We start from the raw sequence: 22,190 nt of genomic DNA, 5'->3' as shown, positions 1-22,190 counted from the left end.
ACCCGCAAGGAGCCGGCCGTGGAACCCCAGCCGTCCGAGTCCCCGCAGTCGCCCGAGTCCCCCGGGGCGCCCGAGTCCGCCCAGCCGCCCCAGTCCTCCCCCGAGCCGCCGGACTCCCCGGCCGCCGCGACCGCCGCGGAGCCCGCGGTCACCACGTGCTACCGCCACCCGAAGGTCGAGTCGTACGTCCGCTGCACCCGCTGCGACCGCTTCATCTGCCCGGACTGCATGCGCGAGGCGGCCGTGGGCCACCAGTGCCCCGAGTGCGTGAAGGAGGGCGCCCGGACGGTCCGCCGGGCCCGCACCGCCTTCGGCGGCCGGATCTCGACGGTGCCGCTGGTGACGTATGTCCTCATCGCCCTCAACGTCCTGGCCTACGTGGCCGAACTGGTCCGCCCCTCGGTGGTGGACGACTTCGCGATGCTGGGCAGAGGGCTCGCCGGCTCCGACGGCCTCCACTACGTCTGGCAGGACGTCTACCCGTCCGGCTTCCACCCCGAGGGCGTCATCGACGGCGAGTGGTACCGCCTCCTGACCGGAGCGTTCCTGCACCTCCCGCCGACCGAGGGCACCTTCGGCATCCTCCACATCGTGATGAACATGGTCACGCTGTGGAACGTCGGCCGGATCGTGGAGGCCCAGCTGGGCCGCGCCCGCTACCTCGCCCTCTACCTCCTGTCGGCCCTCGGCGGTTCGGTGTTCGTCCTGCTCCTCGCCCCTGACGCCACCACCGTCGGCGCCTCCGGCGCGATCTTCGGTGTCTGCACCGCGTACTACGTCCTCGCCCGACGCCTCGGCGCCGACCCCAGCGGCATCAACCGCTTCATGGCGGGCCTGCTGGTCTGGCTGGTGATCTCGGCGGTCGTCACCTCCTGGCAGAGCCACCTCGGCGGCCTCCTCACCGGCGGCCTCATCGCCCTCGGCTACGCCTACGCCCCGCGCGACCGCCGCCGGGTGCTGGTGCAGGCGGGCACCTGCGCGGTGGTCCTCGCACTCCTGCTGGTGCCGGCGGTGGGGAAGGTCGCGGCGATGACGGGCTGAGCACGAAGGCTCTCCGCCTCACCGCGTCCGCGCCCCACCACAGCCGTCCGGCTGTCCCAACCCGGCCCGCACTCTGGGCACTTCGGGAATCATGTCGCTGATCAGCGCGGTCGGCGAGGAAGTTCTCGGGGGTCGCGGGCGTGGTGTGCAGGGTGATTTCCCAGGGCGACGACGGGCACTGCCGATCGGAGTGACGGCGACACCATTCCTCGCCAAGGACCCTCAGCTCAAGGAGAGGTTCGCCCCGCTGACCTGCGCGCAGAAGGACGTCTCGCTCCTGGCTGCGGCTCTGCCTGCACTGTCCGCACCCCGCGCTGCACGCGGCCCTGGAGGACTCGCCGCACGTGCCGACGACCACCGCCAAGCAGACGATCCGTAGCCGCACATGCGACGGCGCCCGCCCAAGCGTCCGGTCGGGGACTAGTGGGCAGGCGCCGTCTGTGTTCCGTACGCCGTTGTACGGGACGTCTGTCGGTCCAGGTCGATCAGACCGTCAGCGCGCGGTCCGTCGGGCGGATCGGTGCCGGCAGGTCGCTCGCGCCCGTCAGGAAGCGGTCGCAGCCGCGGGCGGCCGAGCGGCCCTCCGCGATCGCCCACACGATGAGCGACTGGCCGCGGCCGGCGTCGCCCGCCACGAACACACCCGGCACGTTGGTCTGGAAGTCGGCGTCGCGGGCGATGTTGCCGCGCTCGTCGAGCTCCAGGCCGAACTGCTCGACCAGGCCGTTCTCCCGGTCGGTGCCGGTGAAGCCCATCGCGAGGGTGACGAGCTGGGCGGGGATCTTGCGCTCCGTGCCCGGCTTCTGCGTCAGCTTGCCGTCGACGAACTCGACCTCGACGAGGTGCAGCCACTGGACGTTGCCGTCCTCGTCGCCCTCGAAGTGGGTGGTGGAGACGGAGTAGACCCGCTCACCGCCCTCCTCGTGCGCGGAGGTGACCTTGTAGAGCATCGGGAAGGTCGGCCACGGCTGGTGCGGGGCACGCTCCTCGCCCGGCTTCGGCATGATCTCCAGCTGGGTCACGGAGGCCGCGCCCTGGCGGTGGGCGGTGCCCACGCAGTCGGCGCCGGTGTCACCGCCGCCGATGACCACGACGTGCTTGCCCTCGGCGGTGATGGGGGGCGCCACGAAGTCGCCCTCCTGCACCTTGTTGGCCAGCGGCAGGTACTCCATGGCCTGGTGGATGCCGTTCAGCTCGCGGCCGGGGACCGGCAGGTCACGCGCGGTCGTGGCACCGGCGGCGATCACGACGGCGTCGTACCGCTTCCTCAGGTCGGTCGCCTTGAGGTCGCGGCCGATCTCGATGCCCGTACGGAAGCGGGTGCCCTCCGCGCGCATCTGCTCGATACGCCGGTTGATGTGCCGCTTCTCCATCTTGAACTCGGGGATGCCGTAGCGGAGCAGACCGCCGACGCGGTCGGCGCGCTCGTAGACCGCGACCGTGTGACCGGCCCGCGTCAGCTGCTGCGCCGCCGCGAGGCCCGCCGGGCCGGAGCCGATGACCGCGACCGTCTTGCCGGACAGACGCTCCGGGATCTGCGGCGCCACGTCGCCGCCGTCCCACGCCTTGTCGATGATCGAGACCTCGACGTTCTTGATGGTGACGGCGGGCTGGTTGATGCCGAGCACACACGCCGACTCGCACGGGGCCGGGCACAGCCGGCCCGTGAACTCCGGGAAGTTGTTGGTGGCGTGCAGGCGCTCGGAGGCGGCCGCCCAGTCCTCGCGGTAGGCGTAGTCGTTCCACTCGGGGATGAGGTTCCCCAGCGGACAGCCGTTGTGGCAGAACGGGATGCCGCAGTCCATGCAGCGGGACGCCTGCTTCGAGATGATCGGGAGCAGCGAACCCGGGACGTAGACCTCGTTCCAGTCCTTCAGCCGGACGTCGACGGGCCGGGACTTGGCGACCTCGCGGCCGTGGTTGAGAAAGCCCTTGGGATCAGCCATTGGTCGCCGCCTCCATCATCTTCTCGGTGATCTCGGTCTCGGAGAGACCGGCTCGCTCGGCGGCGTCCTTGGCGGCGAGCACTGCCTTGTACGTGCTGGGGATGATCTTGCTGAAGCGGGTCACGGCCTCGTCCCACTCCGCGAGCAGCTTCTCGGCGACCGTGGATCCGGTCTCCTCGGCGTGGCGGCGCACCACGTCGTGCAGCCACTGCTTGTCGGTGTCGTCGAGCGCCTCGACGGCGTTCACGTTGCCGACGTTGACGTTGTCGCGGTCGAGGTCGATGACGTACGCGATGCCGCCGGACATACCGGCCGCGAAGTTGCGGCCCGTCTCGCCGAGGACGACCGCGTGACCGCCGGTCATGTACTCGCAGCCGTGGTCGCCCACGCCCTCGGCGACGACCAGCGCGCCGGAGTTGCGGACGCAGAACCGCTCGCCCGTACGGCCGCGCAGGAACAGTTCGCCGCCGGTCGCGCCGTAGGCGATGGTGTTGCCGGCGATCGTCGAGTACTCGGCGAGGTGGTCGGCGCCCCGGTCCGGGCGGACGATCACCCGGCCGCCGGAGAGGCCCTTGCCGACGTAGTCGTTGGCGTCGCCCTCCAGGCGCAGCGTGACACCGCGCGGGAGGAAGGCGCCGAAGGACTGGCCCGCGGAACCGGTGAAGGTGATGTCGATGGTGTCGTCGGGCAGGCCGGCGCCGCCGAACTTCTTCGTCACCTCGTGGCCGAGCATGGTGCCGACCGTGCGGTTGATGTTGCGGACCTTGACCTGGGCGCGCACGGGCTGGGCCTCGGTCGCGTCGGAGGCGGCCAGGGCGTCCGCCGCGAGCTTGATCAGCTCGTTGTCGAGCGCCTTCTCCAGGCCGTGGTCCTGCTCGACGATCCGGTGGCGCACCGCGCCCTCGGGCAGCTCGGGCACGTGGAACAGCGGCTCCAGGTCCAGGCCCTGCGCCTTCCAGTGGTCGACGGCGCGCTCCACGTCGAGGACCTCGGCGTGACCGACGGCCTCCTCGATGGAGCGGAAGCCCAGCTCGGCCAGCAGTTCGCGGACCTCCTCGGCGATGAACCGGAAGAAGTTCACGACGTACTCGGCCTTGCCGGAGAACCGGTCGCGGAGCGTCGGGTTCTGCGTGGCGATGCCGACCGGGCAGGTGTCCAGGTGGCAGACGCGCATCATGACGCAGCCGGACACGACCAGCGGGGCGGTCGCGAAACCGAACTCCTCGGCGCCGAGCAGCGCGGCGATGATCACGTCACGGCCGGTCTTCAGCTGGCCGTCGGTCTGCACGACGATGCGGTCACGCAGACCGTTGAGCAGCAGGGTCTGCTGGGTCTCGGCGAGGCCGAGCTCCCAGGGACCGCCCGCGTGCTTCAGCGAGGTGAGCGGGGAGGCGCCCGTACCGCCGTCGTGGCCGGAGATGAGGACGACGTCGGCGTGCGCCTTGGACACACCGGCCGCGACCGTGCCGACGCCGACCTCGGAGACCAGCTTCACGTGGATGCGGGCCTGCGGGTTGGCGTTCTTGAGGTCGTGGATCAGCTGGGCCAGGTCCTCGATGGAGTAGATGTCGTGGTGCGGCGGAGGGGAGATCAGGCCCACGCCCGGCGTCGAGTGACGTGTCTTCGCGACCCACGGGTACACCTTGTGGCCGGGCAGCTGGCCGCCCTCACCGGGCTTGGCGCCCTGGGCCATCTTGATCTGGATGTCGTCCGCGTTGACCAGGTACTCGGAGGTCACACCGAAGCGGCCGGAGGCGACCTGCTTGATGGACGACCGGCGCGCCGGATCGTACAGGCGCTCGGGGTCCTCGCCGCCCTCACCGGTGTTGGACTTGCCGCCCAGCTGGTTCATGGCGATGGCGAGGGTCTCGTGCGCCTCCTTGGAGATGGAGCCGTACGACATGGCGCCGGTCGAGAACCGCTTGACGATCTCGGAGACCGGCTCGACCTCGTCGACCGGGATCGGCTGCCGGTCCGACTTGAAGCCGAACAGACCGCGCAGCGTCATCAGCCGCTCGGACTGCTCGTTCACCCGCTCGGTGTACTGCTTGAAGATGTCGTAGCGGGCCGAGCGCGTGGAGTGCTGGAGGCGGAAGACCGTCTCCGGGTCGAACAGGTGCGGTTCGCCCTCGCGGCGCCACTGGTACTCGCCGCCGATCTCCAGGGCGCGGTGCGCCGGCGCGATGCCGGAGGCCGGGTACGCCTTGGCGTGGCGGGCGGCGACCTCCTTGGCGATGACGTCGATGCCGACACCGCCGATCTTGGTGGCCGTGCCGTTGAAGTACTTCTCGACGAACTCGTCGGCGAGGCCGACGGCCTCGAAGACCTGGGCGCCGCGGTAGGAGGCCACGGTGGAGATGCCCATCTTCGACATGACCTTCAGCACGCCCTTGCCGAGGGCGTAGATCAGGTTGCGGATGGCCTGCTCGGGCTCGATACCGGAAAGGAACGTTCCGGCGCGGACGAGGTCCTCGACGGACTCCATCGCCAGGTACGGGTTGACGGCGGCGGCACCGTAGCCGATGAGCAGGGCGACGTGGTGGACCTCGCGGACGTCACCGGCCTCGACCAGCAGGCCCACCTGGGTGCGCTGCTTGGTGCGGATGAGGTGGTGGTGGACGGCCGCGGTGAGCAGCAGCGACGGGATCGGCGCGTGCTCGGCGTCCGAGTGGCGGTCCGACAGGACGATCAGGCGGGCGCCGTTGTCTATCGCGGCGTCGGCCTCGGCGCAGATCTCCTCGATGCGCGCGGCGAGGGCGTCACCGCCACCGGAGACCCGGTACAGGCCGGAGAGGGTCGCGGCCTTCATGCCGGGCATGTCGCCGTCGGCGTTGATGTGGATGAGCTTGGCCAGCTCGTCGTTGTCGATCACCGGGAAGGGCAGGGTGACGCTGCGGCACGACGCGGCGGTCGGTTCCAGGATGTTGCCCTCGGGGCCCAGCGAGGAGCGCAGCGAGGTGACCAGCTCCTCGCGGATCGCGTCCAGCGGCGGGTTGGTGACCTGCGCGAACAGCTGGGTGAAGTAGTCGAACAGCAGCCGCGGGCGAGAGGAGAGGGCGGCGATCGGCGAGTCGGTGCCCATGGAGCCGATCGGCTCGGCGCCGGCCTTGGCCATCGGCGCGAGAATGACGCGCAGCTCCTCCTCGGTGTACCCGAAGGTCTGCTGGCGGCGGGTGACCGAGGCGTGGGTGTGCACGATGTGCTCGCGCTCGGGCAGGTCGGACAGCTCGATCTCGCCGGCCTCCAGCCACTCCGCGTAGGGGTGCTCGGCGGCGAGGGCGGCCTTGATCTCGTCGTCCTCGATGATGCGGTGCTCGACGGTGTCGACGAGGAACATGCGGCCGGGCTGGAGGCGGCCCTTGCGGACGACCTTGGCGGGGTCGATGTCGAGGACGCCGACCTCGGAACCGAGGACGACGAGGCCGTCGTCGGTGACCCAGTAGCGGCCGGGGCGAAGGCCGTTGCGGTCGAGGACCGCGCCGACCTGACGGCCGTCGGTGAAGGTGACACAGGCCGGGCCGTCCCAGGGCTCCATCATCGTGGAGTGGTACTGGTAGAAGGCGCGGCGGGCCGGGTCCATGGAGTCGTGGTTCTCCCACGCCTCCGGGATCATCATCAGCACGGAGTGCGGGAGCGAACGGCCGCCGAGGTGGAGCAGTTCGAGCACCTCGTCGAAGGACGCCGAGTCGGAGGCCTCCGGGGTGCAGATCGGGAAGATCCGCTCCAGCTTCTCCTGCGGCCCGAACAGGTCGGAGACCAGCTGGGACTCGCGGGCGCGCATCCAGTTGCGGTTGCCCTTGACCGTGTTGATCTCGCCGTTGTGCGCGACGAAGCGGTACGGGTGGGCGAGTGGCCACGACGGGAAGGTGTTGGTCGAGAACCGGGAGTGCACGAGCGCGATCGCGGAGGCGAAGCGGCGGTCGGACAGGTCCGGGAAGAAGGGCTCCAGCTGGCCGGTGGTCAGCATGCCCTTGTAGACGATGGTCCGCGCGGACAGCGAGGGGAAGTAGACGTCGACCTCGCGCTCGGCGCGCTTGCGCAGCACGAACGTCTTGCGGTCGAGTTCGATGTCCGTGGAAGGCACTGCGGCGCCGTCGGTGACGAAGATCTGGCGGAAGGCCGGCATCGTCGAGCGGGCCGTGGCGCCGAGCAGTTCGGGCGCGACGGGCACCTCGCGCCAGCCGAGGACGGTCAGGCCCTCCTCGGCGGCGATGGCGTCGATGCGGGCGGCCGCGTCGTCGGCGGCGTCCTCGGGCAGGAAGGCGATACCGACGGCGTACGCACCGGCCTCGGGCAGCTCGAATCCGGCCACCTCGCGGAAGAAGCCGTCGGGCACCTGGGAGAGGATGCCGGCGCCGTCACCGGAGTCCGGCTCGGAGCCGGTGGCACCGCGGTGCTCGAGGTTGCGCAGAACGGTGAGCGCCTGCTCGACCAGCGCATGGCTCGCCTCGCCGGTGAGGGTGGCCACGAAGCCGACGCCACAGGCGTCGCGCTCGTTGCGGGGGTCGTACATACCCTGCGCAGCAGGGCGAGCATCCATGAACGACCACTTCTGGCCATTCGTGGAGTGCTGGGACGGCTGGCGCGGCGTACGCATCGGCTCTCCCGTCGTCGTCATGTGGCATGTGCAAGTTGCCGAGGGACGACGTTGGCCCTCTGCGCGGAGTGCAAAATTTCGTGCAGGTTACATGATGGAGCGCTTCTCGGGAACCGGGATAGTTCGTTCCAACATGCGGACGCCGCGGCGCCGATCGGGTACGGCGCACGACGGCGGGAGCAAGGGGAGCCAGCCGGACAGATCCATGTCCTTCGACTCGGAGCGCGGGGGGCGTCATCGCCCTCCGCGAAAGGGTGCGGTGCAGGCGTCATTGCCGGCGGCGCTTACGGCTCATGCCCAGCGGTTAAGCATTCGAAACCGCCTGGTAACGACTATTTATACGACCCGCCGCATACATAGCCATCCGATCCATCATACGGCTGCACCGAACAGAGTGCCGAGGGCGTACGTCACACCGGCCGCGGCACCCCCGAGGGCCAGCTGACGCAGCCCGCTGTACCACCAGCTTCTGGCCGTCACCTTCGCCACCAGGGCACCACAGGCGAAAAGCCCCAGCAACGCCACCAGGACGGCGGGCCACAGCGCGCGAGCACCGAGCAGATACGGCAGCACGGGCAGCAGGGCGCCGAGCGCGAAGGAGCCGAAGCTCGACACGGCGGCGACGGCGGGCGAGGGGAGGTCCCCGGGGTCGATGCCCAGCTCCTCGCGGGCATGGATCTCCAGCGCCTGCTCGGGGTCGTGCGAGAGCTGTCTCGCGACTTCGCGGGCGAGTCCCGGCTCGACGCCGCGGGCCTCGTAGAGGGCGGCCAGCTCCTTCTCCTCGTCCTTGGGGTGCTTGCGCAACTCCCGCCGCTCGACGTCCAGTTCCGCTTCGACGAGTTCGCGCTGCGAGGCCACGGAAGTGTACTCGCCGGCCGCCATCGAGAAGGCCCCGGCGGCGAGCCCGGCGAGCCCGGCGACGACGACCGCCTCCCGGCCGGCCGTGCCGCCGGCGACACCGGTCATCAGCGCCAGGTTGGACACGAGCCCGTCCATCGCACCGAACACAGCCGGGCGCAGCCAGCCGCCGTTCACGTCCCGGTGCGTGTGGTTGTCGCGGTGCGCCACGTGCAGCGCTGCTTCGGTGTCAATGATCGCCATACATCCGAACGTACGCTCGGAAAATCGCTTCTGCCAGCAAGGAAGGCCGTACTTACCCGCAGCCGAGCCTGAGTTCGCCGGCAGTCGACCGGGGTTCACGGCTGTTCGAGGAATCGTCGCCGCTCATTCGTACAGAGCTCCGCACAGATGTCGACCGGGTGATACCGGGGCACTCAGGGGGCCGGTCGGCCACGGGATGTGGCAGAGATCTTCACAGAGAAATCTTCAGAACGGATCAACTGCCCATAGGACTGCGGACCCACCGGTCGGAGTACGCAGGGCTCCGAGGAGCCGCAGGCGCCACCGGATGGCAACGGGTCACCGGCCCACCACGGCCGGACGACGGACCACCTGCAGGGCCGTAGGCACCGACCGGGCACCACCAGCCAGCCGGACGCACGCACACCGCCAGGCAGCCGCATGCCGCCCCCTACCCCCCTCGGACAGGATCCGCTGGACCGGCCCTCGGGCCAGAGAGGCGCCCTATGCCTTCCATCGCCTGCGTCCCCCCGGCCCCGATGCCGGGGGACGCCACCGGTCTCCGCGAGCGGGCGCGCGGCGCCATGCTCGGGCTCGCCGTCGGGGACGCGCTGGGGGCGCCCGCGGAGAACATGAAGCCCTCCGAGATCCGTGCCCGCTGGGGCCGCATCACGGGGTACGTCGCCGAGAACCCCGCCGGCACGGACGACACCGAGTACGCCATCTTCTCCGGGCTGCTGCTGGCCCGGCACGGCTCGGCGCTCACCGTCACCCATGTGGAGACGGCCTGGCACCAGTGGATCGCGGACCTGGACGAGGGCCCGTTCCGGGGCGCCGGCTTCAGCGAACGCGGCACCCTGGAGAACCTCCGTCGGGGGCTGGCCGCCCCGATCTCCGCCCAGCACCGGCACGCCTGGAGCGACGGTCTGGCGATGCGCGCGGCTCCCTTCGGCGTGTTCGCGGCGGGCCGCCCCGCGGAGGCGGCCCGCCTGGTCGCCATCGACGGCTCGGTCAGCCACGACGGGGAGGGCATCTACGGCGGTCAGGCCGTCGCGGCGGGTGTGGCAGCGGCGATGGCGGGCGCGCCGACCATCGCGGTGGTGGCCTCCGCCCTGGCCGTCATCCCGGACGACTCCTGGACCGCGCGCTCGCTGCGCCGCGCGGTCGCCGTCGCCCACCGCGGCGAGCGTGCGGTCCGTTCCGCCGTCGTCATCGGCGGCTACCCGTGGACCGACCTCGCCCCCGAGGCGGTCGCCCTCGCCTTCGGCGCGTACGCGGCGGCGGACGGCGACTTCACCGAGTCCGTCCTCACCGCGGTCAACATGGGCCGCGACGCCGACACGACCGCGGCCGTCGCGGGCGCCCTGGCCGGAGCCACCCGCGGCGCCTCGTCCATCCCCGCCGAGTGGACGACACCCATCGGCCCCGCGCGAGGCAGCTGCCTGCCGTCCATGGCGGGCCACCACGTCCTGGACGTCGCCGAACTCCTCACCCCGGACGACTGCGCCAAGTGGATCACCGGCCCCCTCCCCCCGACCCGGCCCACCCCGCCCGCCTACGCCCTGGCCCCCGACGAGGAGACCCGCCCATGAACCCGCCCAGCCCCTGGGACGAGGGCCCGGCAGGGACCCCCCTCACCCTGACACCGCCCGCGCCGACCCTGCCCGGGGCACCCTCGGAAGCAGCGACCACGAGCACAGACGGTGACACGCGCACAGACAGTGAGTCGGCCGCCCAAGAACCCCCGGCAACGCCCGACCCCGAGCCGGCACCCCCTGCAACCGCAGACAACACAACCGCCGACGACGCGACCACCGCCCGACAACCACCCGCAGCCGCCGCCGACGCGACCACCCCCCGACAACCACCCGCAGCCGCCGACGACGAGATGCCGCCGCAGGGGCCACCCGCACACGACGACGACAGAGCAACGGCTGGGTCGGTCGGGCACGACTCCCCAGCACACGAACCCGCGCCCGCCCGCACGGCCCGGCCCCCCGCCCGGACCGGGACCAGAATCGAGGGCCTCCTGCTCGGCCTCGCCGCAGGCGACGCCGCCGGCTGGCCCGCCGCCCGCCACCGGGCGGCCCGCATGCCCGAGTGGACCCGCCGCCTCACCCGCGAACTCGACACCTTCGCCGAGCAGAACGCGACGACCACCCTCCCCGTCCCCATCGCCCTCAACCAGCCCCCCGAGCCCCTCCGCCTCGGCCCCTCCGACGACGCGGAATGGGCGGCCTTCGCCGCCGAGGCGCTCCTGCGAGCCTCGGACGCCGCCGCCCTCGGTGACCTGAGCCTGGAGCGCCGTACCCGCGCCTCCATCGACCTCTCCTGGAACACCGTCGCCAGCGAGATCGCCGCGGCGGCGGAACGTGCCCCCGAGGTCGAGTCCGCCGTCCTCCCCCTCCGTGCCCGTATCTCCGTACGCGCCGGCCTCGGCAACCTCGCCACCGGCCTGCGCCCGCCCGCCACCGGCCACGACAACCCGCACTACTTCGACGACGCGGCCTGCGTACGCGCCTGTGTGCTCGCGGTGGCCCACCCCAGCGACCCCGGGCGCGCCGCCGAGCTCGCCGAGTTCGACGCCCGCTACACCCAGGACGGCGACGGCGTGCACGGCGCCCGCGCGATGGCCGCCGCCCTCGCGCTCGCGCTCGCCGGCGCGGACGTCGACGCGTGCGCGGCGGCGGCCCTCGCCGAACTCCCGGAGGAGACGGAGATCGGACGCAACGCCCGCCACGCCCTGGACCTGGCCCGCCGCCACGGAAGAGAAGGAACATTCGCCCTGGTACCGCTGCTGGAGCACCAGATCGTCGACCACGTCTACAGCTACGGCATCGCCGCCGCCGAGACGGTCCCCGTCGCCCTCGCCCTGGCCACCGCCGCCCGCGGCCGGATCGCCGAGGCCGTCCCCGCCGCCGCCTGCCTCTCCCGTGTCGCCGACTCCGCCCCCGCCCTCGCCGGGGCCCTGACCGGCGCGCTCGGCGGCGCCACCGCCATCCCCGACGCCTGGCGGGACGCCTGCCGCACCCTCTCCGGCTGCGCCCTCCCCCGCCTCACCGGTACGGATCTCGTACACCTCGCCGAACTTCTCGCAACCACGGAACTCGCCTCCCCCGGAGGATGATTCGGGCATGACGCCCCCCATGGAAGCCCATCGCCACGCAGTGCCGCACACCGACGCGAGCCTTGAGGAACGCATCACCGGCGCCCTGGTCGGCGCCGCCGTCGGCGACGCCCTCGGCGGCCCGGTCGAGGGCTACACCCCGGAGCAGATCCTCGAACGCCACGGCGGCCGCGTCCACGGCGTCGTCGGCCCCTGGAACGGCGACGACTGGCGCACCGCCCGGCCGATCGCCCCGTACCACAAGGGCGACGGACACGTCACCGACGACACCTTGATGACCCACGCGCTGGTGCGGGTCTACGAGCGGGTCCGCGACCACCTGGACGCGTACGCGATCGCCGAGCACCTGGTCCCCGACCTGATGACCACCCCGCGCTGGATCCCGGAGCTGGAGGCGGAGGCCCTCCCCCTGCAGCGTGTCTTCCTCGCCGAGAAGTGGCTGGTGGCCCGTCTGCACTACGGCCACGTCGACCCACGCGAGGCGGGCGCGGGCAACATCGTCAACTGCGGTGCCGCGATGTACATGGCACCGGTCGGCCTGGTGAACGCGGCCGACCCGCGGGGCGCGTACGCCGAGGCCCTCGACATCGCGGGCGCCCACCAGTCGTCGTACGGCAGGGAGGCGGCAGGCGTCTTCGCGGCGGCCGTCGCGGCGGCGTGCGCACCGGGCGCCACCGCGCAGTCGGTGGTCGAGGCCTGCGTACGGCTGGCCAAGGACGGCACGCGCGCCGCGATCGAGGCGGTGTGCGAGGTGGCCTCCCGTCACAGGGACTTCGAGTCGGCGCTGAAACCGCTGCGCGAAGCGGTGACGCCCTACGACACGGTCGGCGCCGACTACCGCGCCCCCTCCCTCGGCGCGCGCCGCCCCTCCCGCCTCCACTCCATCGAGGAACTCCCCATCGCCCTTGGCATGTTGCTGGTGGCCCGTGGCGACTACCGCCACGCGGTCCTGGGTTCGGTGAACTACGGGCGTGACTGCGACTCCATCGCCACGATGGCGGGTGCCCTGGCCGGAGCGCTGGGGTCGGACGTGCCGGGGGACTGGGCGAAGACGGTCGCGGAGGCGAGCCGCCTGGATCTCCACGCGCCCGCCGCGGCGTTGACGGAGGTCGCCCTCCAGATCCACGAGCAGGACGTACGCCGTCGCCGGGCCCACGAGGCCGCCTTCACCACCCTGGCGGGCACCCGATGACCGCCCTGCGCCTCACCTGGGTCCAGCCCGAGGACCTCCTCGGCCATGAACTCCAGCAGGCGGCCCAGGACGGCCGCGAGACCTCCGCCATCGCCACCCGCTGGAAGAACGCGGGCGGCCCCGAGGCCCCGCTCCGCGACGGCGCTTCCCCCCAACCGGCCTCCCGCTACCTGCGGTTGCTCGCCGAGGATCTGCTGGACGAGCTGGCGGACCTGCCCAGCCGTTCGGCGGACCGGGAACCGACGGAACTCGACAGGATCAAGGCCCTGTGCCCGGACTGGCCCACCGCGCGCCGGGGCACCCGGGCCGAGGTGGCCGTACGACCGGCGGCCCTGGAGGCCGCCTGGCTGGGCCGAGCCGTCGGCTGTCTCCTCGGCAAACCCGTCGAGAAGCTCCCTCTCACCGCCATCCGCCGGCTCGCCCAGACCAGCGGGAACTGGCCCCTGAACGCGTATTTCACCGCCCGGGGAGTCCCCGCCGACCTGCTGCGGGCCCACCCCTGGAACCGCCGCTCGGCGCAGACCTCCCTCGCCGAGAACATCGACGGCATGCCCGAGGACGACGACCTCAACTACCCCCTCCTCAACCTCCTCCTTCTCCAGCGGCACGGCCCCCGCTTCACCACCACCGACGTGGCGGCCCTCTGGCTCGACGAACTCCCCGCGGGCCGCACCTTCACCGCCGAACGCGTCGCCTACCGCAATCTGCTCACCGGTATCGAGCCGCCCCGGACCGCACGCCACCGCAATCCGTTCCGCGAGTGGATCGGCGCCCTGATCCGCGCCGACGTCCACGGCTGGACCAATCCCGGCGACCCGGCGACCGCGGCAGCGCAGGCCCATCGCGACGCCACCCTCACCCACACCGCGAACGGCGTGTACGCGGCGATGTTCGTCGCGGCCGTCATCGCCGAGGCCACCACCGGCGTCCACGACGTCCACCACTGTCTGCGGACCGGCCTCACCGTCGTCCCCGAGCACTCCCGGCTGGCACGAGCGATCCGCCAGGCCCTCCGACTGGCCGCGGAGGAAAGGGACTTCGACAGGATCGTCGACGAACTCCACTCCACCTACGCCGACCACCACTGGGTCCACGCCATCCCCAACACCGCCCTGCTGACCGCCGCCCTCACCCACGCGGACGGCGACTTCACCGCCTCGGTGTGCCGTGCGGTGTCGGGCGGCTGGGACACCGACTCGGTCGGCGCGACGGCGGGCAGCATCGCGGGCCTCCTGGCCGGCTCCGCACAGGCGCTGCCCGACCGGTGGACGGCCCCGCTCAAGAACCGCCTGGCCACCTCGGTCGCCGACTTCAACGGCATCGGCTTCGACGCCCTGGCCCACCTCACCCTCCGGGAGGTCCGCCGCTCATGACCCAGGCGTACGACCCCCCGCTCAGCCATCTGCGCGTCCTCGACCTCGCCACTCTCTTCGCCGGTCCCCTCGCCGCCACGATGCTCGGCGACTTCGGCGCGGAGGTCATCAAGGTCGAGCACCCCACGAAGCCCGATCCGTCCCGTGGCCACGGCCCCTCGAAGGACGGCGTGGGCCTGTGGTGGAAACTCCTCGGCCGCAACAAGCGGACCGTGACGCTGAACCTCTCGAAGCCCGGCGGCCGGGACACCCTCCTCCGTCTCGCCGCGACCTCCGACGTGATCATCGAGAACTTCCGGCCCGGCACCCTGGAGAAGTGGGGCCTGGGCTGGCCGGAGCTGTCCGCCGCCAACCCGCGCCTGGTCCTCGCCCGCGTCACCGGCTTCGGCCAGTTCGGCCCGTACGCGCACCGCCCCGGCTTCGGCACGCTCGCCGAGGCCATGAGCGGTTTCGCCGCGATCACCGGAGAACCGGACGCCCCGCCGGTGCTGCCGCCGTTCGGCCTCGCCGACTCGATCGCGGGCCTGGCGACGGCGTACGCGGTGATGACCGCGCTCGCCGCGCGTGACCGGACGGGCGAGGGGCAGACGGTGGACATGGCGATCATCGAGCCGATCCTCACCGTCCTCGGCCCCCAACCCCTCTGGTACGACCAGCTGGGCCATGTCCAGCCCCGCACGGGCAACCGCTCCGCCAACAACGCGCCCCGCAACACCTATCGCACGGCGGACGGCTCCTGGGTGGCCGTGTCCACCTCCGCCCAGTCCGTCGCGGAGCGGGTGATGCGCCTGGTCGGGCACCCGGAGCTGATCGACGAACCGTGGTTCGGCTCGGGCGCGGAGCGGGCCCGCCACACGGACGTCCTGGACGAGGCGGTCGGCGCGTGGATCGCCCGCCACGGCAGGGAGGAGGTCATCGAGGCGTTCGAGAAGGCGGAGGCGGCGGTCGCCCCCATCCAGGACGTCCGGGACGTGATGGCCGATCCCCAGTACCGGGCCCTCGACACCATCACGACCGTCGACGACCCCGACCTGGGCCCCCTGCGCATGCAGAACGTCCTCTTCCGCCTCTCCGCGACACCTGGCGGCATCCGCTGGGCGGGCCGCCCGCACGGTGCGGACACGGACTCGGTCCTCACCGAGCTGGGCCTGACCGGGGCGGACATCGCGACCCTCCGTGCGGAGGGCGCACTGTGACCCTCCGCCCCGTCACCACCGTCCCCCTGACCTGGCTCTACGTGCCCGGCGACCGCCCGGAGGTGGTGACCAAGGCCCTGGCCGCCGGCGCCGACGTGGTGATCGTCGACCTGGAGGACGCGGTCGCCCCCGACCGCAAGGAGTACGCGCGGTCCGCCACCGCCGAGTTGCTCTCGGAGCCCCCGCCGGTGCCCGTCCACGTCCGGGTGAACGACCTGGACACCGCGTACGCCGAGGACGACCTCAAGACGCTGGCCCCGCTCCCCGGTCTGGGCGCCCTCCGCCTCCCGAAGGTCTCTGCCCCCGCCGACGTGGTCCGCGTCGCGGAGCGCGCGGCCCCCGCCGACGGAGGGGCGCTCCCCCTCCATGCCCTCCTGGAGTCGGCGCTGGCCGTGGAACGGGCGTACGAGATCGCCGCCGCCCATCCTTCGCTCCAGGGCATCGCGCTCGGTGAGGCGGACCTCCGCGCCGACCTGGCCGTCCACGACGACCGGGCGCTCGACTGGTCCCGCTCCCGGGTGATCGTCGCCGCCCGCGCCGCGGGTCTCCCCTCCCCCGCGCAGTCCGTCTACCCGGACACCAAGGATCTCGACGGCCTGGCCCGCTCCTGCGCGCGCGGTCGCGCCCTGGGTTTCCTCGGCCGTACCGCGATCCACCCCCGCCAGCTCCCCGTCATCGAACACGCCTACGCCCCGACCCCGGCGGAGATCGAATCCGCCGAGCACATCGTCGAAGCGGCCGCCGCGACCCCTGGTGCGCAGGCCCTCCCGACGGGCCACTTCATCGACCCCGCGATCCTGGCCCAGGCCCGCCGGACCCTGGCCCTCGCCCACCGCCCCACGCGACACTGACCGGCACCGGGCCGCGGCCCGAAAGCGAGGAGCCCACCCGCCTGAACAGGCGGGTGGGCGGGAAGCATCCACCGCTAAGCGGCGGATCACAGCGATGCGGGCGAGCCCTCAGCTCTTCTCGGCGGCCTGGGGCGCGTCCGAGACCTTCGCGTCCTTCACGTCCTTCTTCTCCTCGGAGGTCCCGGAAGCCTTCCCCGAGGGCTTCCCGGACTCGGACGCCTTGTCGGCGGCCTTCTCGGAGCTCTTGTCGGCGGCCTCCTCCGACTCCGTGTCCCCGTCCTTCTCCAGAGCCGTGGAATCGTCGTCACCGTCACCGGCGCCCGGCTCGACGACCTCCTCGCGCCCGGGCCGCTTCCGGGCCGACAGCACGATGTAGACCACGGCGAGCACGAACACGAGCAGCGCGGTCCAGTTGTTGAGCCGCAGTCCCAGGATGTGGTGCGCTTCGTCGACCCGCATGTACTCGATCCAGAACCGCCCGGCGCAGTACGCGGCGACGTACAGCGCGAACGCCCGCCCGTGCCCGAGCCGGAACCGCCGGTCGGCCCAGATGACCAGCACCGCGACGCCGATGCACCACAGCGACTCGTACAGGAAGGTCGGGTGGTAGGTGCCGGGCATCCGCCCGTCCGTGGAGGACGTGATCTCCAGTGCCCACGGCAGATCCGTCGGCTTGCCGTACAGCTCCTGGTTGAACCAGTTGCCCCACCGCCCGATGGCCTGGGCGAGGGCGATACCCGGCGCGACGGCGTCCGCGTACGCGGGCAGCGGGATGCCACGGCGTCGGCATCCGATCCACGCGCCCACCGCGCCGAGGGCGATCGCGCCCCAGATGCCGAGGCCGCCCTCCCACACCTTGAAGGCGTCCACCCAGTCACGGCCCTCGCTGAAGTACAGCTCGTAGTCCGTGATCACGTGGTAGAGCCGGCCGCCGATCAGGCCGAAGGGAACGGCCCAGACAGCGATGTCGGCGACCGTACCGGCGCGCCCGCCCCGGGCGACCCAGCGTTTGTTGCCGAGCCAGACGGCTACGAAGACACCGAGGATGATGCAGAAGGCGTAGCCGCGCAGCGGGACGGGACCGAGGTACAGCACCCCGCGCGACGGGCTGGGAATGTAGGCAAGTTCCATGGCAGGGTCGACGCTACCCTGCCGGGCCCGGCCGACGGCAGGCAGCCCGGCAACGGGTCCATAACGCCATCCGGCGAAGTCCCGGTCGCCGCACGGATTTCCGCGGTCCCGGAGGCCCCACCGGTTTCACCCCTGGGCGTTCTTCTCCACCATCTGCTTCAGCTTGGCCGGGGTCATCGACCGGTCGGCGTAGATGTTGGTGCCGTTGAGGAAAACGCTGGGTGTGCCGCCGAAGCGTCCCTTCTGGAAGGCCTCGTTGGACTTCGCGACCCAGGCGTTGTGCCTGCCGTCCTCGACACAGGTGCGGAACGCGGCCGTGTCGAGGCCGTCGACCTTCTTCGCCAGGTCGATCAGCGTGCTGTTCCGCGAGAAGGCGTCGTCGGTCTCGGGCGGCTGGTTCTGGTAGAGCACGTCGTGGTACGCGGGGAACCTGCCGGCGTTCTGCGCGCACGCGGCGGCGTTGGCGGCCTTGCGGGAGCCGCTGCCGCCCATGTTCCCGTCGATCAGGGTGGCGAGGCGGTACTCGACCTTCAGTTGGCCGGCCTCGGTCAGTTCGTGGATCGTCGAGCGGTACGCGTCCTCGAAGGACTTGCAGGCCGGGCAGCGGAAGTCCTCCCAGACCGTGAGGGTGGACCTGGCGCCGGCGTCCCCGACGGGGAGCACGAGGCTGTTCTCGCCGTTGGCCCCGGAGGGCGCCACGACCGGGCCCGAGGCGTCGCCGCCGTCGTCCTTGCCCGCGTTGGCCGCGACGACACCGATCACGGCGGCCAGGCCCAGGACACACACCACCGAGGCACCCACGATCAGGGCCCGACGGCGTTTCTCGGCGGCCTTCTGCTTCTCGCGCTCCTCCGCCAGCCGCTCACGGGCGGTGCGCTTTCCCTCACGGTTGTTCTCGCTCACATTCCGCAGAACGAACCGGGGAGGCGCACCGCGCCTCCCCGGTCCCACTTCCACCCCTTCGGGTGAGCGGACGACCCGTTGCGTCCGGCCCGCCTCGTACGACAAACGGGTGAACGTCACGCCCCGCTCACGCCAGGGCAGACGCGCCGGTCACACCTGCCGGCGCACGCCCTTGGCGAGGTCACCGGCCAGTTCCCGTACGGCATCCAGACCGGCCGCCTCGTCCGGGGCGTCCAGCATCCGCTTGACGAACGCGGAGCCGACGATCACCCCGTCGGCGAACCCGGCGACCTCGGCGGCCTGCTCGGCGTTGGAGACACCGAGGCCGACGCAGACCGGCAGCTCGGTGCCGGTTGCGCGGGTGCGCCGCACCAGGTCCTGGGCCTGGGCGCCGACCGACTCCCGGGTGCCCGTGACGCCCATCAGCGAGGCGGCGTAGACAAAGCCGCTGCCCGCCGCGGTGATCTCGGCGAGGCGGGCGTCCTTGCTGCTGGGCGCGACCACGAAGACCGTGCCGAGGCCGTGCTTCTCGGCGTGCTCCCTCCACAGCGCCGACTCCTGGACGGGCAGGTCGGGCAGGATGCAGCCCGCGCCGCCGGCTGCCGCGAGCTCGGCGGTGAAGCGCTCGACGCCATAGCGGTCGATGGGGTTCCAGTACGTCATGACGAGCACGGGCTTCCCGGTGGCCTCGAAGGCCTCCCGCACCGTGCGCATCACATCCGCGATCTTGACGCCGCCGCGCAGGGCGATGTCGTCGGCGGTCTGGATGACGGGGCCGTCGAGGACGGGGTCGCTGTGCGGCAGCCCCACCTCGACGATGTCGGCGCCGCCCTCGAAGACGGCCTTGATCGCGGCGATACCGCCGTCGACGGTCGGGAACCCGGCCGGCAGATAGGCGATGAGCGCGGAGCGCCCCTGCGCCTTGGCGGCGGCGAGGGTGTCACTCAACAGCCGGCTGTTGCCTCCGGTGGATGCGGCCCCGTTCACTTGGCGTCCCCCTCGATCTCGGCGGTGTCGGCGGCGTTGGCGGCCACCTCGGCGTCGGTCCCCTCGTCGTAGAGACCGAAGTACCGGGCCGCGGTGTCCATGTCCTTGTCGCCGCGCCCGGACAGGTTGACCACGATCAGCCCGTCCTTGCCCAGTTCCCTGCCGACCTCCAGGGCACCGGCGAGGGCGTGGGCGCTCTCGATCGCCGGGATGATGCCCTCGGTGCGCGACAGCAGACGCAGCGCCTGCATGGCAGCGTCGTCGGTGACCGCGCGGTACTCCCCGCGGCCGCTGTCCTTGAGGTAGGAGTGCTCCGGGCCGATGCCCGGGTAGTCCAGACCGGCCGAGATCGAGTACGGCTCGGTGATCTGCCCTTCCTCGTCCTGGAGGACGTACGAGCGCGATCCGTGCAGGATGCCCGGTTCACCGGCGGTCAGCGTCGCCGCGTGCTCGCCGGTCTCGACGCCGTGGCCCGCGGGTTCGCAGCCGATGAGGCGTACGGAGGCGTCCGGGATGAACGCGTGGAAGAGGCCGATGGCGTTGGAGCCGCCGCCCACACAGGCGACAGCGGCGTCGGGCAGCCGCCCGGCGCGCTCCAGCAGCTGCCGCCGGGCCTCGACGCCGATGACCCGGTGGAAGTCGCGGACCATGGCGGGGAAGGGGTGCGGGCCGGCCACGGTGCCGAAGAGGTAGTGCGTGCGGTCGACGTTGGCCACCCAGTCGCGGAACGCCTCGTTGATGGCGTCCTTGAGGGTCCGGGAGCCGGACTTCACGGCGATGACCTCGGCGCCCAGCATGCGCATGCGGGCCACGTTCAGGGCCTGGCGCTGGGTGTCGATCTCGCCCATGTAGATGGTGCAGTCGAGCCCGAAGAGCGCGCAGGCCGTGGCGGTGGCGACGCCGTGCTGGCCCGCGCCGGTCTCGGCGATGACCCGGGTCTTGCCCATGCGCTTGGTGAGCAGGGCCTGCCCCAGCACGTTGTTGATCTTGTGGGATCCGGTGTGGTTGAGGTCCTCACGCTTGAGGAACACCCGGGCGCCACCGGCGTGCTCGGCGAACCGGGGGACCTCGGTCAGCGCGCTGGGCCGGCCGGTGTAGTTGACGAGCAGATCGTCGAGTTCGCGCGCGAACTCGGGGTCGGCCTTCGCCTTGTCGTACTCGACGGCGACCTCGTCCACCGCGGCGACCAGCGCCTCCGGGATGAACTTGCCGCCGTACGCGCCGAAATACCCCTCGGCGCTGGGGACCCGGCCCTCCGGGTCGGGGATGAAGAACTCGCTGGACATGCGATTACCTCACAGGGGCACAGCCCCGATGTCGATCGGACGTTGAGAGGCCCATACAGGGACGCCACAGGAGACGCGCGGCGGGAGGCGGCCGCGGGCAGCCGCTCGTGCGGCGCCGCCGAACCGGCCGGGGCCGTACGCGTCTTCCGGTGGACGGGCGTCACCCGGTGTGCGGAGCGGGACTCCGCTCAGCTCGCCGCGGGTGACATGGGCCGGGGCCATCGCATGCCGTTCACCTGGCCCGGCTCGTCACCGATGACATAGCGGACCCGGCGCCCGTGAACCCGGCGCGCGGGCGCCCGGCAGCCACGGGGACGGCACCCGCGCGCGAGGCGGGCGTAGGGGTCCCTGCTGGTCATGGTGAGCGAGAACATCGGAGCACAGCCTACCGGCCCGGCCTCACCCGGGTGGTGGATACCGGGCTCGGGCGTACCGGCCATGGGCGACGCCGCCGGGGCCGGCCGTGTGCACCCCGCGGCCCCGGCCGGGACGTGCCCCGACCGGTCGGCTGCGGAGGTGCGGTCGGTCATGGTGCGGTCAGCTCCGCCCGTGGCGCAGCGCCGGGTGCTCACCGGCGGCGACGAGGTCGGCGACGGCCGTCCTCGGGTCCTTGCCGGTGACGAGGGACTCGCCCACGAGGACCGCGTCGGCGCCGGCGTTGGCGTAGGCGATGAGGTCGTGGGGGCCGCGGATACCCGACTCGGCGACCTTGACGATCCGGTCGGGGATCTCGGGGGCGACACGCTCGAACGTGGAGCGGTCGACCTCCAGGGTCTTGAGGTTGCGCGCGTTGACGCCGATGACACGGGCGCCGGCGTCGACCGCCCGCTCGACCTCGTCCTCGTCGTGCACCTCGACGAGCGGGGTGAGCCCGATGGACTCGGCGCGCTCGATCAGGGACTCCAGGGCGGGCTGGTCGAGGGCCGCGACGATCAGCAGGGCCAGATCGGCGCCGTACGCCCGGGCCTCCCACAGCTGGTAGGAGGTGACGATGAAGTCCTTGCGCAGCACGGGGATGTCCACGCGGGCCCGCACGGCCTCCAGGTCGGCCAGCGAACCGCCGAAGCGGCGCTGCTCGGTGAGGACGGAGATGACCGCCGCGCCGCCCGCCTCGTAGTCGGCGGCGAGGCCGGCCGGGTCGGCGATCGCGGCCAGCGCGCCCTTGGAGGGACTGGACCGCTTGACCTCGCAGATCACCTTGACGCCGTCACCGCGCAGGGCGGCCGCGCCGTCCTTGGCCGCCGGAGCCTTCGCCGCGCGCTCCTTGAGCTCTTCGAGGCTGACGCGGGCCTGCCGCTCCGAAAGGTCGGCACGGACTCCGTCGATGATCTCGTCGAGCACACTCACGCGAGCGGCCCCCTTTCAGACGGTTGCGATCGGTGACAACGTTTGACAGTCGGGTTTCGGCTGCCGGGCGCTTCACAGGGTCCTGGCGGTTCACTGCGATGGTAGCCGGACCGGGGCACAGCTCTCGCATCCG

At 72.0% G+C, this 22,190-nt stretch carries 16 protein-coding genes; 7 read left to right on the top strand and 9 right to left on the bottom strand.

Translation table 11 applies throughout. From position 1 onward, the window contains the following. Positions 1 to 18: 18 nt before the first annotated feature. Positions 19 to 1,041, top strand: a complete 1,023-nt coding sequence (locus ACZ43N_RS08710; protein WP_468096015.1) for a rhomboid family intramembrane serine protease — start codon at positions 19 to 21, stop codon at positions 1,039 to 1,041. Between the two features lie 485 nt (positions 1,042 to 1,526). On the opposite strand, the gene ACZ43N_RS08705 is transcribed toward ACZ43N_RS08710, so the two are convergent. The 3 genes from ACZ43N_RS08705 to ACZ43N_RS08695 all read right to left on the bottom strand — a co-directional run bounded on the left by ACZ43N_RS08705 (position 1,527) and on the right by ACZ43N_RS08695 (position 8,685). Then, on the bottom strand, positions 1,527 to 2,987 hold the full coding sequence (locus ACZ43N_RS08705) for a glutamate synthase subunit beta (RefSeq protein ID WP_468096014.1): 1,461 nt from the start codon (positions 2,985 to 2,987) through the stop codon (positions 1,527 to 1,529). Then, complete coding sequence (gene gltB / locus ACZ43N_RS08700) at positions 2,980 to 7,584, bottom strand: glutamate synthase large subunit (RefSeq protein ID WP_468096012.1); 4,605 nt, start codon at positions 7,582 to 7,584, stop codon at positions 2,980 to 2,982. Before gltB ends, ACZ43N_RS08705 begins: the two co-directional genes overlap by 8 nt. Before the next feature lie 372 nt (positions 7,585 to 7,956). Next, positions 7,957 to 8,685, bottom strand: coding sequence for a VIT1/CCC1 transporter family protein (locus ACZ43N_RS08695; RefSeq protein ID WP_468096011.1), 729 nt, complete (start codon positions 8,683 to 8,685; stop codon positions 7,957 to 7,959). A 485-nt stretch (positions 8,686 to 9,170) separates the two neighbouring features. Here ACZ43N_RS08695 and ACZ43N_RS08690 point away from each other — a divergent pair, with 485 nt between their 5' ends. From ACZ43N_RS08690 to ACZ43N_RS08665, 6 genes are read left to right on the top strand one after another with little or no spacing between them, the layout of a single operon-like run. Next, positions 9,171 to 10,256, top strand: coding sequence for an ADP-ribosylglycohydrolase family protein (locus ACZ43N_RS08690; RefSeq protein WP_468096009.1), 1,086 nt, complete (start codon positions 9,171 to 9,173; stop codon positions 10,254 to 10,256). Beyond that, a complete protein-coding gene (locus tag ACZ43N_RS08685) occupies positions 10,253 to 11,791 on the top strand; it encodes an ADP-ribosylglycohydrolase family protein (RefSeq protein ID WP_468096008.1) in 1,539 nt (512 codons plus the stop codon). The genes ACZ43N_RS08690 and ACZ43N_RS08685 overlap by 4 nt, the downstream gene beginning before the upstream one ends. 7 nt (positions 11,792 to 11,798) lie before the next feature. Then, entirely contained in the window at positions 11,799 to 12,983 is a 1,185-nt protein-coding gene (locus ACZ43N_RS08680; RefSeq protein ID WP_468096007.1) for an ADP-ribosylglycohydrolase family protein, read from the top strand. Beyond that, a complete protein-coding gene (locus ACZ43N_RS08675; RefSeq protein ID WP_468096006.1) occupies positions 12,980 to 14,356 on the top strand; it encodes an ADP-ribosylglycohydrolase family protein in 1,377 nt (458 codons plus the stop codon). The genes ACZ43N_RS08680 and ACZ43N_RS08675 overlap by 4 nt, the downstream gene beginning before the upstream one ends. Continuing rightward, positions 14,353 to 15,552 (top strand): CaiB/BaiF CoA transferase family protein, encoded by a 1,200-nt coding sequence (locus ACZ43N_RS08670; protein ID WP_468096004.1) that lies wholly within the window; start codon positions 14,353 to 14,355, stop codon positions 15,550 to 15,552. Before ACZ43N_RS08675 ends, ACZ43N_RS08670 begins: the two co-directional genes overlap by 4 nt. Then, on the top strand, positions 15,549 to 16,403 hold the full coding sequence (locus ACZ43N_RS08665; RefSeq protein ID WP_468096003.1) for an HpcH/HpaI aldolase/citrate lyase family protein: 855 nt from the start codon (positions 15,549 to 15,551) through the stop codon (positions 16,401 to 16,403). The genes ACZ43N_RS08670 and ACZ43N_RS08665 overlap by 4 nt, the downstream gene beginning before the upstream one ends. A gap of 108 nt (positions 16,404 to 16,511) precedes the next feature. Here the strand turns inward: ACZ43N_RS08665 and lgt are convergent, their stop codons facing one another. The 6 genes from lgt to trpC form a co-directional block, all read right to left on the bottom strand. Next, positions 16,512 to 17,534: a prolipoprotein diacylglyceryl transferase gene (lgt, locus tag ACZ43N_RS08660; protein ID WP_468096001.1), complete on the bottom strand. Its 1,023-nt coding sequence runs from the start codon at positions 17,532 to 17,534 to the stop codon at positions 16,512 to 16,514. A gap of 126 nt (positions 17,535 to 17,660) precedes the next feature. Further along, complete coding sequence (locus ACZ43N_RS08655; RefSeq protein ID WP_468096000.1) at positions 17,661 to 18,437, bottom strand: thioredoxin domain-containing protein; 777 nt, start codon at positions 18,435 to 18,437, stop codon at positions 17,661 to 17,663. 150 nt (positions 18,438 to 18,587) lie between these two features. Continuing rightward, the gene (gene trpA / locus ACZ43N_RS08650) at positions 18,588 to 19,424 is read right to left on the bottom strand and encodes a tryptophan synthase subunit alpha (protein WP_468095998.1); all 837 of its coding nucleotides are present in this window, start codon (positions 19,422 to 19,424) and stop codon (positions 18,588 to 18,590) included. Further along, positions 19,421 to 20,710, bottom strand: a complete 1,290-nt coding sequence (gene trpB / locus ACZ43N_RS08645) for a tryptophan synthase subunit beta (protein ID WP_468095997.1) — start codon at positions 20,708 to 20,710, stop codon at positions 19,421 to 19,423. The genes trpA and trpB overlap by 4 nt, the downstream gene beginning before the upstream one ends. 188 nt (positions 20,711 to 20,898) lie before the next feature. Further along, positions 20,899 to 21,069, bottom strand: a complete 171-nt coding sequence (gene trpM, locus ACZ43N_RS08640; RefSeq protein ID WP_468096464.1) for a tryptophan biosynthesis modulator TrpM — start codon at positions 21,067 to 21,069, stop codon at positions 20,899 to 20,901. Between the two features lie 178 nt (positions 21,070 to 21,247). Then, entirely contained in the window at positions 21,248 to 22,057 is an 810-nt protein-coding gene (gene trpC, locus ACZ43N_RS08635) for an indole-3-glycerol phosphate synthase TrpC (protein WP_468095996.1), read from the bottom strand. Between the last annotated feature and the right edge of the window lie 133 nt (positions 22,058 to 22,190).

Source organism: Streptomyces sp. NPDC030814 (assembly GCF_055572155.1).
This window is presented reverse-complemented; position numbering and strand designations above follow the sequence as displayed.